Origin of the sequence: Rhodohalobacter sp. (assembly GCF_041686455.1) — a bacterium.
Classification (GTDB): Bacteria; Bacteroidota; Rhodothermia; order Balneolales; family Balneolaceae; genus Rhodohalobacter.
Genome location: NZ_JAWLDW010000087.1, coordinates 1 through 11098, shown reverse-complemented (window position 1 = coordinate 11098; position 11098 = coordinate 1). Strand labels below are relative to the sequence as shown.

The window sequence follows — 11098 nt, the reverse complement described above, 5'->3', positions numbered from 1 at the left end:
GTTTTTTCTTTTGATCCATAACGGTAATCAATTCTTTTATTCGCGGTTAATTCTAACATTCTTAGTGAAGATGATCACATATTGTGAAAAAGTCCAAAGTTCATTTCATCTGTTCGTCAGATCTCTATGCTATACATCCAAAATAGCTTCCTCCAACTGGTCTTTACCAATAGCAGAATGCGAAGCGTGCCAATACACGCTCCCATTTTTTAGTACAATTACTTGTGGAGATTCATGGCCTACTCCGGTTTCAGTTGCAATCTTCCTAGAAACATCTCTGTTTTGTACTACATCCACAAAATGGAAGTAAGCCTTTTCACCATGTTTTTCCATGACCTCTTCCACCTTTATTTTTGAAAAGATGCAGACTGCACAGTTATAGCTGTGCTTGTAAATTACCTGTGTACCTGAATCCGGTTTCAGCAGACTCTCCACACTTTGAACTGTATCAGGCAGATTCCACTTTTCCGACAGTTGTGGTCGTCCGCCTATCATTCCACGCAGACCGCTCAAAAAACTCATAAATCAATCACCTAAACAGATTCCTATTTCCCTTGCCGTCAGAATGGTATCTCCACCCAATGGAACTAGTTTTATTTTATCGGCCACATCAGATAGTGGTATTCTTCGAATTTCGTTCTGCTGCATTACGATCATTTTGTTGAAATCTTTTTCTTCTATGGCACGGATGGCAGCAGCTCCAAATCGAAGTGAAATCAGACGATCGCTCGTAGACGGTGTGCCGCCACGCTGAAGATGTCCCAAGACGATGGAACGGGATTCTTTTCCCGTCATTTCCGATAACTTTTTTTCCAGGTATTCGCCAACTCCTCCAAGCTGTTCAGACTGGCCCAGCACTTTGCCCTTTACAAAATGATCTCCGCCCACTTCTTTGGATCCCTCGGCAACTACTACAATTGAATAGGTTTCTCCCTTCTTCTCTTTTTTAAGGATTTTATCGGCTATGGCGTCAACAGAGAATTCTATTTCCGGAATCAGAATAACATCAGCAGAGGCAGATAAGCCAGAATGGAGAGCGATCCAGCCGGCATACCGCCCCATCACCTCAACAACCATGATTCTTCGATGAGATTCCGCCGTTGTTGTTATTTTATCAATAGCTTCTGTAGCCGTACTCACAGCCGTGTCGAAACCAAGCGTTATCTCACAGCCCCAAATATCATTGTCAATTGTTTTAGGCACTCCAACTACCGGGATCCCCTTTTTAGAAAACCTGTTGGCAATTCGCATGGATCCATCGCCGCCAATGGCAACAAGTGCATCAATGTTGTTTGATTTAAAGACCTCAACTGCTTCGTCGGACCGATCTTGCAAATCCCAGGAACCATCTTCTTTTTGATACGGCATCTCGAAAGGGTTGCCCCGGTTTGCCGCGCCAAGAATAGTACCTCCGTCCATGGTGATACCGTGAACTTTTTCTCTGGTGAGTGGAATGAATGGTTCGGAAGTGTACAGCGATCCATACCCGTTTCGGATACCAAACACTTCCCATCCGCGCCGAATCGCCGAAAGCGTTGCGGAACGGATAGCAGCATTAAGCCCGGGTGCATCACCGCCACCCGTATTTATAGCAATTCTCATACAGACTCCGGAACCTTCAAAGTAAACCTTTCAAGAGCTACTGCTTCGTTGAGGCGCTCCATACCTAAACCCTCCCGTAGCAGTACAGGCTCATCTCCGGTTAAATCTATGATGCTTGTCTCTTCATCAGATAACGTATCCAGCTGATCGTCTACAACAACATCCACAACTTTATCAAACCGATTGAGATACATCTCCTTATTGCCATCTTCAGGGCTTCCAAACTCCACATTGGGCAGTTTTGCGGTAATCGCCATTACAGGGTGCCCCAGCTCTTCTATCAGTTCCAGGCAAACGGAGTGGTCCGGCACACGTATACCAACGGTCCTTTTTTTGGGATGCGTGAGCAGACGGGGTACTTCACGTGTGGCCGGCAGAATGAATGTGTATGGCCCCGGAATCAGTCGCTTAATCAGCTTAAAGTTGTCATCACTCAGATGTGCAAATATCGAAACGTTTTCCAGACTGTTGCACATCACTGTTAAATGGTCGTTTTTGTCGAGCTGTCGGATTTTTCGGATTCTTTCAATGCCCTTCTTATTCTTGTAATCGCATATTAAAGCGTACTGACTATCAGTCGGTAGTATCATCACTGAGCCATCAATAAGTTCGTCAGTAAGTTCAAAAATTTTCTTTTTGTGCGGAGCGTCATGATGGAGTTTTACTCTTTGAGACATATTCAGCCCTGTTTTTAGATTACATTATTATTTTTTTACTCGTAAACAATCACGTCTAATAAATGATTTAACACTATACATTTATAGAATATATTGATATGCGTTCCTGATCCTCCTTTTTGTATACTAAAGACATCTTGTGCAGTTTTCTGAATTAATAGAACTGCTTTTTATATTAATACCATTCCGTTTAACGATTGTCAACGATAGATTTGCAATTTTTGTTAATTCAATGAGTACAAACTAGCTATTCAAACCAAAAACTAACTTAAGACTATTTATGGATACTAAAATAAAAGCATGGTGGTTGGGACATTCCGCATTCAGGCTTGCATCTCCTTCAGGGAAAATTATTTACATAGATCCATTTCTATCTCAAAATCCAAATACGCCCGAAGAGCATAAGAGCCCGGACGATATAGACTTTATATTATTAACGCACGGCCATGAAGATCATGTGGGTGATACGTTAGATCTCGCCGAGAAAACAGGCTGCAAAGTAGTAGCACAGGTTGAACTCTCTCATCTTTTAAAGAAGCACGGATTAAAAGAAGAGCAGCGGGTAGAATTTAACAAGGGTGGTAGCGTACACTTTGACGACTTTTCCGTAACGCTGGTAAACGCCAATCACAGTTCCTCTTTTCAGGGGGATTACGCCGGAGAAGCAGGCGGACTCGTAATCTCTTTTGAAGACGACATCTGTTTCTACCACTTGGGCGACACCAATATTTTTGGTGACCTGGAGCTTTATAGTGAAATGTATCAACCTCATGTTATTGCCGTGCCCATGGGAGATTATTATACGATGGGCCCACAGGAAGCAGCAATCTGCTGTGATATGTTAAACGCCAAAATTGCGGTTCCTATTCATTATGGAACATTTCCGGTACTTACCGGAGACCCGGAAGACTTTAAGGAGTTCACCCAAGAGTACTGCGATACGAAAGTTGAAATTCCAAAACCCGGAGAACAATTTTTAGGAAGCTGACAATACAGTACTCCGTTTTTTAAACACCACGATTTAAAGGCTTGATGAATTTTCATCAAGCCTTTTTTCTATATATCAGACACTCTCCTAGTGACTCTTTTTTTAGCCACTTAAAAATCATTCCCCCTTTCAATTTTTTGTAAAATGGATGAATTAACAAACAAAACCAGTTTTACAACACCTTTAAAAAGTATATACAAGCCAACTTTTTTTATTCAAAATTAGACCTTTTTGTCCAAGTTGGAATTTATTGATTTAAAGCATTTAAAAGTACTTTCAGTAAGTAGAAAAGCGCTTTTATTCAGGCTTGTATATGTAATGTATATCTTGTTTAGCCGCGTCAGCTTCTTTAAAATGGTTTAAAGATTTGTTTACCAATCTGCACCAGTGCATTCTTAACAGAATGTTAATAGTTAATTAATAAGGAATCTATGAAATCAAAAATCACCGTAATCTGTCTCACAGTTTTGGGCTTCATATTTAGTTTTGCCACACCTGTTATGGCACAGTCTGATAATGTAGTAGTTGAAGAGAGTGAAGATGGATGGAAGCTACTAGTCGATGATGAACCGTTAATGGTTAACGGAATGAACTGGGACTATTTCCCCAGGGGAACCAACTTTAACTACAGCCTTTGGAATCAGTCTCCGGAGTTTATACAGCAGGCTCTGGATTATGAAATGGGCCTGTTAAAAAATATGGGGGTGAATGTTATACGTGTCTACACAGGAATTCCCAAGAGATGGATTACATATATATATGAGAATTACGGCATCTATACGATGCTTAATCACTCATTTGGGCGTTACGGATTAACCATTGACGGTGCTTGGATGGCCAATACCGAATATTCAGATGAAAGAGTAAAAGAGTTGCTGCTTGAAGAAGTGACTCAACTAGCAGAAGAATACAGAGACACACCCGGGCTGCTCCTCTATCTGCTGGGTAATGAAAATAACTACGGATTATTCTGGGGCGGAGCTGAAACCGAGGATATCCCTCTTGAGGACAGAGAATCTACAATTCGGGCAAGAGCAATGTATGAACTCTTCAATGAAGCTGCTGTTGAAATGAAAGCTATTGACAACAGCCGGCCAATTGCCATGGCAAACGGTGATCTTTTATTTATGGATCTGGTTGCTGAATTAGTTCCCGATATGGACATATTTGGAACCAATACCTATCGGGGAATGACCTTCACCGACCTATATGAAAGAGTTCAAAATGAATATGGGAAACCTGTTCTACTCACAGAATTTGGGTCAGATAGATTTAACGCTCAAACATTGCAAGAGGCGCAGATCCCACAGGCAACCTATTTATTAAGTAACTGGAAAGATATTTACAGAAATGCAGCCGGTTTAGGCGGCAGTGATAATTCAATCGGTGGTTTTACTTTTCAGTTCAGCGATGGCTGGTGGAAATACGGACAAACTGAGGGACTCGACACTCACGATACCAACGCATCATGGGAAAACGGCGGATATGAGTTTGACCATGTTCCCGGCGAGAATAATATGAATGAAGAGTGGTTTGGCATTATGGCCAAAGGACCAACCGATTTGAACGGTTTTTATGAGCTTTATCCAACTGCGGCATACTATGTACTGAAAGAAGTACACGAATTTGAACCCTATGAAATGGGTGTAGGTACTGAAGATCTTGAAAGTCATTTTTCTGAAATTTCTGTAGTTGGCGAAAATCTACGGGCAAGCACAGGTGGCGGTTCAGGCGGTGGCAGTTCCGATCTTATTTCACTGAGCAGATTTACTGCCATGTTTGAAACCTACAATACGGGTGGCAGCAAGATCACCACACCGGATGATGCCGATCCGGATGTTGTTCAGTACCCTGATGAACTGGGTTTTGATCACATGCAATCCTACTTAATAGGCGTGGAAGCAAATCCATCTCCAAACATGAGAGCCGAAGTGGTTGCAAACGTATTGGGGAATGTTGCAGAGAACCCAATTGATGAAATCTTTTACGAAAACCGCGGACGAGCAGTAGAGCTTATGGGGCAAAATGGAAACGTTACGGCCGAATCACTCAATCGAGTTGATATTTACAGTGCCAGTTACTCCTGGAATGATGAATATTTCAATCTTGATGGATTTTACCGCACAGGTCACTACCATTGGGGTTATGAAGGAGACTTCTTCGGTTTATACCCGGAATCGAATTATGGCGACCAGATCTTCACCTATAACGGTGAGGCACCCTTTGGATTTGAAGCGGAAGGTAAGAAAATGCTTGATGGAGCGAAGCTTGCCTTTGGTCCTCAATTATGGTGGGGAGCGAACCCGGCTGTTTTACTGAAATACTCCAGAGATATCGGACAAACATCATTAACCGGTATCTTTCATGAAGATATTGAACGACAAGGATTAACTGGAAGTTCATTTGCGATTCCTCAACCCAAAACAAGACGATTGACACTCTATGCAGGTCGTGATTTGGGGAACTTTGGAGTTGAACTGGGCGGTATTTGGGCCGGTGAGCCTCTGAATGGCCGTGAGTTTCAACTTGCTCGAGAACAGGAAGATGGCGGCTACGATGTATATGTAGATGAAATTAAACCGGAAGATAACTGGGGTGGTAAATTAAAACTCACCTACGAAGGAGGCCGATTTAACTGGTATGCGCAGTCTGCAGTTATGGGATTGGTTGCACAAGGCGGTGCAGATCAAACAATGACATTCACCGGCTGGAGGCTGAAAGACAGCGGCAGCGGAAACCAGTATAATTTCCTTTCCGGGTTTACATACATGCTTGGTAACATCCAGGTAGCTCCTAACTTTCTATGGCAAAAACCGATTGAAGGACCTATTCCTTCCGGTGTAGAGGCTCCTGCAAGACCACGTAACATTCTCGATGATCCATTTGTGGTAAGAGCCAACCGAGAACAGGTAGCCGGTGAACTCTTGTTAACATACGACCCTACTCCGGGCACCTACATGTATGAGTGGGATAATGATATGGCAGAAGATGCCGCATTTGCTATGAGTTTGGGTTTTGTATACAGATATCTGCCAACTACGCAGGATGCAGCTATTGGTATTTTACCCGACGGAAGAACATTCTTTCCGTTCCCGGGAGCTCCACCCGTACCCGATGAAAATGTTTTCGGATTAAACGGACTTTGGGAAGTTAATGCACGAATTGTCTCTAAAGTAAACAGGGATTTGGGCATTATTGCTAACCTCTACGGTGGCGAAGCTCAAGCAAATGGCAGTGACCCAAGGATGATTACCCGATTTGGCGGTGACTTGAGGATGATCTACAAGCAGTTCAAAATCAGTTCTCACGTTAAAGTGAATGATTGGGGACCTTACGATTACCATAGAGATTTCAACTTAACATTCCCTCTTCAGTTGATGGCAGACTTCTCTACAGATTTAGGAAGACCGGACTGGTTTGACCTGCCTTCTACCAGAATTGGTGTAAGAGGAACATGGAGATCGCTGGATGATTTCTCACCCCGATATGCGCCGACGTATATGATGGATCCAAGCGGGGAACTTGTCCCCGATCCTACAGCTTCCGGATTTGACAATGGAAGTGAGTGGGAATTCAGAACATACATTCAAATTAATCTTACCAACTAATAAAGAGGCAGAAACATGAAATTTTTGGAATTAAAAAGCACCCAACTTACGATACTGGCAGGCTTGCTACTCATGTTCTTTGCACAGGGCTGTGAGCGAAGCGTTGACGGCCTGGAAGAACCGGATTTCCCGGCTAACCCTGAAGTATTTATTGATGGCTTTAGTGCCGGACTTGAATACTATCCTTACGAAGATTCAAGACAGGATGCATTCAGCGTGGATGAAGATAATACCCATGATAACTCTGATGCATCCATGCGCTTTGACGTACCAAACGCAGGTGATCCGGCAGGAGCATATGCCGGTGCAATATTCAGAGATGAAAACGGAGGGAGAAATTTAACTTCTTTCAATGCACTCACGTTTTATGCCAAAGGAACAAAAGCCGGATCAATCAATGATATCGGTTTCGGTCAGGATTTCTTAGGTGATCAATATGCGGTAACACGGAATGATCTCAAACTTACCACCAATTGGGAAAAGTACATTATCCCTATCCCAGATCCTTCCGTTCTGACCTCATCTCAGGGGTTATTCTGGTACGCAGAAGGACCTGAAGACGGTGATGGTTACTCTTTTTGGGTGGATGAACTCAAATACGAAAACCTTCCCGGTTTGGCACAGGCACGACCTGCAATTATGAGTGGTAATGAAGAGACTCAAACCAGTTTCATCGGTTCAAACACTTCAGTTACAGGACTTACATTTACCATCAACAAGGCAAATGGTGAAGATGTAACCGTTGGCGCTGCTCCGGCCTACTATACATTTAATTCGTCCGATACAGGTGTAGCTACAGTAAGTGAAGACGGCCAAGTTGAGGTTGTTGACCAAGGAACTGCTGAGATAACAGCTACACTTGGAGACCTTAGTGCCAGTGGAGCACTCATTATAGAATCGATAGGTAATTTCACACCGGCCCCTACCCCAACCGAAGATCCTGAAGATGTAATCTCCATTTTCAGTGATGCCTACGAAAACGTACCTGTCGATTTCTATAATGGTTTTTATGAGCCGTTTCAAACCACTACTTCAAGCGACTTTACAGTGGATGGTAACGACGTATTGGGATATGAAAACTTCAATTTTGTAGGTATCGAGTTCAACCAGAATGTGCCGACAATAGATGCAAGCGATATGAACTTCCTAAGCATGGATGTTTTCTTCCCGGATGAAGTCCCAGCCAACTCAACATTACGGTTGACTTTAGTAGACTTCGGTGCAGATGATTCGTTTGGTGGCGGTGATGATACCGATGTAGCTACCAGTGTTAGCAACCCTACACTGTTATCCGGTGAATGGATCAGAATTGATCTGGATATTTCAGGCATGGCTAATAAGTCAAATCTTGGTCAGATTGTTTTAGACAGCGACTTGGGTCCGGGTTTAGAAGGCGAAACCTTCTACGTCGACAATATTTACCTGCGCAGATAACAGGTAAATATTTCCCGGTTCTAAATTATGACCCTTAACGAACAGAATTAAATTATATCGAAGCAAAGGATGAAAACATCAATTAAAATTCTTCTCTGCCTAAGTTTCCTGGCTCTCACTCTATCAGGTTGTGGAACTGAAAACGAACCTGAGGAAGAGATCAACAGAGAAATAATCTGGCAGGATGAATTTGATGTGAACGGGTCTGTCGACTCCGATCGCTGGATTTTCGATATCGGAACCGGTGAGGAGATATTTGGCCAGCCCGGCTGGGGAAATAATGAGCAGCAATATTACACCGACCGGCCCGAAAATGTTCGGGTTGAAGATGGAATGCTGCAGATCACAGCGAGAGAAGAGTCGTTCGAGGGTTCTTCTTACACCTCAGCAAAGATTCTGACAAGAGGAACATTCGAAAGAACATTCGGGCGATTCGAAGCTCGCATTCAACTTCCTTTTGGCCAGGGTATCTGGCCGGCATTCTGGCTTCTTGGCGACGATTCAAATGGCACGGAAATCTGGCCGCAAATCGGAGAGATCGATATTATGGAATATCGCGGCCAGGAACCTACGGTAATACACGGAAGCGTTCATGGCCCGGGATACTCTGCAGGGAATGCTGTAACTTCAAGGTATACATTAACCAATGGAAGGTTTGACACAGAATTTCATGTGTTTGCCATAGAGTGGGGTCCGGATTTCATAAGGTATTACGTAGATGATACACTTTACAACGAAATTACTCCTGACGATGTAAACGGAGAGTGGGTATTTAATGACAATACCTTTTATATCATTTTGAATGTAGCGGTAGGCGGAACATTTGTCGGTCCGCCATCATCTCTAACACCTTTTCCGCAAACCATGATGGTAGACTACGTACGAGTTTATGACCTTGAAAATTAAAACATTTGTATCCATCTGATGGAACACTCAGATGGATTTCTTTTATATTTATTGAATCAAATTTTAAAACGAATAGAAGAGCATTGGCAAAATCCATATCAGTAGAAAATTTTGACGGTGAAAAATGGTTCAAAATCAGTAATCACGATCGACTTCGCCCATTTTTTATGAGCGTTGTAAGTGATTCAAACCATTGGATGTTTATTTCCAGTAACGGCGGGTTAACTGCGGGGCGAAAAAATTCAGAGTATGCCCTCTTTCCCTACTACACCGACGATAAGATCACAGATTTAGCTGACACTACTGGAAGCAAGACGATTATTCAGGTTAAGGGAAAAGAGTACACCCGGCTTTGGGAACCCTTTTCCGACCGTTTTGCCGACAACTACTCCATTAGCCGAAATCTCTATAAAAACCGTTTCGGCAACAAAATTCTTTTTGAGGAGATCAATCACGATCTGAATCTAACTTTCAGATATCAATGGAATTCAAGTAATGAATTTGGGTTTGTGAGAAAATCTGAATTAATCAATCACTCAGATCGCGATTACTCTCTTTCATTTATTGATGGCATTCAAAACGTTCTTCCCTATGGAGTTGAGAGCGACATGCAGCGTGCATCCAGTAATCTTGCAGATGCCTATAAAAGAACGGAGTTAATCAAGGATTCAGGGCTGGCCATATTTGCACTAAGCGCCATCATTGTAGATAAGGCAGAACCGAGTGAAGCGCTGAAGGCAAACATTGCCTGGTCGTACGGACTTGAAAATCCAAATCATCTGTTGTCATCCCTTCAGCTAAATAAGTTCAGGAAAAAGGAAAAGATCCGCGAAGAAAAGGATGTAAAAGGTGAGAAAGGCGCATACTTTCTTCATACCGAAATAGATTTGCCGGCAAGCGAAACCAAAGAGTGGAAAATCGTTGCGAATGTTAATCAAAACCAGTCGCAGGTAGTTGAGCTGGACAAGGCGATTCAACAGGATCAATCGCTAAATAAGAAACTTGAGCAGAATGTAGAAAAAGGAACCAAACAGCTCCTTCAGCTTACCGGAAGTGCCGACGGACTCCAGAAAACATCGGATAACCTGAAAGATGCACGGCACTACTCCAATGTACTGTTTAACATCATGCGCGGAGGCATTTTTGATGATAACTATAACATCGAAAAGAGTGATTTTATCTCTTATCTGAAGAGTGCCAATCAAGAGGTGTTTAACAGAAATAAGGATTTTATAAACAGTTTGGCCAAGGTATTTAAAAGTACAGAACTGTATAAACAGCTTGAAGATAAAGACGATCAGGATCTGCTTCGTTTGTCCAAAGAGTATCTTCCGCTGAAATTTAGCCGCAGGCATGGAGACCCCAGTCGACCATGGAATCAATTTTCTATCAACACACACAGTGAACTGGATGGATCCAAGATTTTGGATTACGAAGGAAACTGGCGTGATATTTTCCAAAACTGGGAAGCACTGGTTCACTCCTACCCCGGATTTATTGAAGGAATGATTTTCAAATTCCTGAATGCCACTACATTTGACGGGTACAATCCGTACAGAGTAACAAAAGGCGGATTTGATTGGGAAACGATCGATCCGGACGATCCGTGGTCGTACATCGGCTATTGGGGAGATCACCAGATAATTTACCTGCTTAAGTTTTTAGAGTTTTACAAGAACCTTCAGCCGGATGCACTCGAGCAGCTTTTCAACAAAGAGTGTTTCACGTATGCCAATGTCCCATATCGGATTAAATCGTACGAGCAGATTGCGAAAGATCCAAAAAACACCATCGATTTTGATGAAAAAACAGATCAGGAGATCCGTGAAAAAGTTGAAGCTATCGGTGCCGACGGTGCTCTGCTTCAAAGTGAACAGAGTGAT

General features: G+C 42.8%; 7 protein-coding genes and 1 pseudogene. 5 read left to right on the top strand and 3 right to left on the bottom strand.

The features are described 5' to 3' along the window. Positions 1 to 129 precede the first annotated feature (129 nt). From ytxJ to ACESM0_RS10020, 3 genes are read right to left on the bottom strand one after another with little or no spacing between them, the layout of a single operon-like run. The gene (gene ytxJ / locus ACESM0_RS10030; protein WP_372906081.1) at positions 130 to 522 is read right to left on the bottom strand and encodes a bacillithiol system redox-active protein YtxJ; all 393 of its coding nucleotides are present in this window, start codon (positions 520 to 522) and stop codon (positions 130 to 132) included. Positions 523 to 525: 3 nt separating this feature from the next. Then, entirely contained in the window at positions 526 to 1602 is a 1077-nt protein-coding gene (locus tag ACESM0_RS10025) for a 6-phosphofructokinase (RefSeq protein WP_372906080.1), read from the bottom strand. Further along, entirely contained in the window at positions 1599 to 2279 is a 681-nt protein-coding gene (locus ACESM0_RS10020) for an L-threonylcarbamoyladenylate synthase (protein WP_372906079.1), read from the bottom strand. The genes ACESM0_RS10025 and ACESM0_RS10020 overlap by 4 nt, the downstream gene beginning before the upstream one ends. 280 nt (positions 2280 to 2559) lie before the next feature. Between ACESM0_RS10020 and ACESM0_RS10015 the strand changes: the two genes are divergently transcribed. The 5 genes and pseudogenes from ACESM0_RS10015 to ACESM0_RS09995 form a co-directional block, all read left to right on the top strand. After that, a complete protein-coding gene (locus ACESM0_RS10015) occupies positions 2560 to 3267 on the top strand; it encodes a metal-dependent hydrolase (RefSeq protein ID WP_372906078.1) in 708 nt (235 codons plus the stop codon). A gap of 431 nt (positions 3268 to 3698) precedes the next feature. Continuing rightward, positions 3699 to 6875 carry a glycoside hydrolase family 2 TIM barrel-domain containing protein gene (locus ACESM0_RS10010; RefSeq protein ID WP_372906077.1) on the top strand — a complete coding sequence of 1059 codons (3177 nt, stop codon included), beginning with the start codon at positions 3699 to 3701 and terminating at the stop codon, positions 6873 to 6875. A 15-nt stretch (positions 6876 to 6890) separates the two neighbouring features. Further along, entirely contained in the window at positions 6891 to 8309 is a 1419-nt protein-coding gene (locus tag ACESM0_RS10005; protein WP_372906075.1) for an Ig-like domain-containing protein, read from the top strand. Between the two features lie 69 nt (positions 8310 to 8378). Continuing rightward, a complete protein-coding gene (locus ACESM0_RS10000) occupies positions 8379 to 9215 on the top strand; it encodes a family 16 glycosylhydrolase (RefSeq protein ID WP_372906073.1) in 837 nt (278 codons plus the stop codon). 83 nt (positions 9216 to 9298) lie between these two features. Continuing rightward, positions 9299 to 11098, top strand: a pseudogene (locus tag ACESM0_RS09995) (hypothetical protein); the annotation flags it as partial.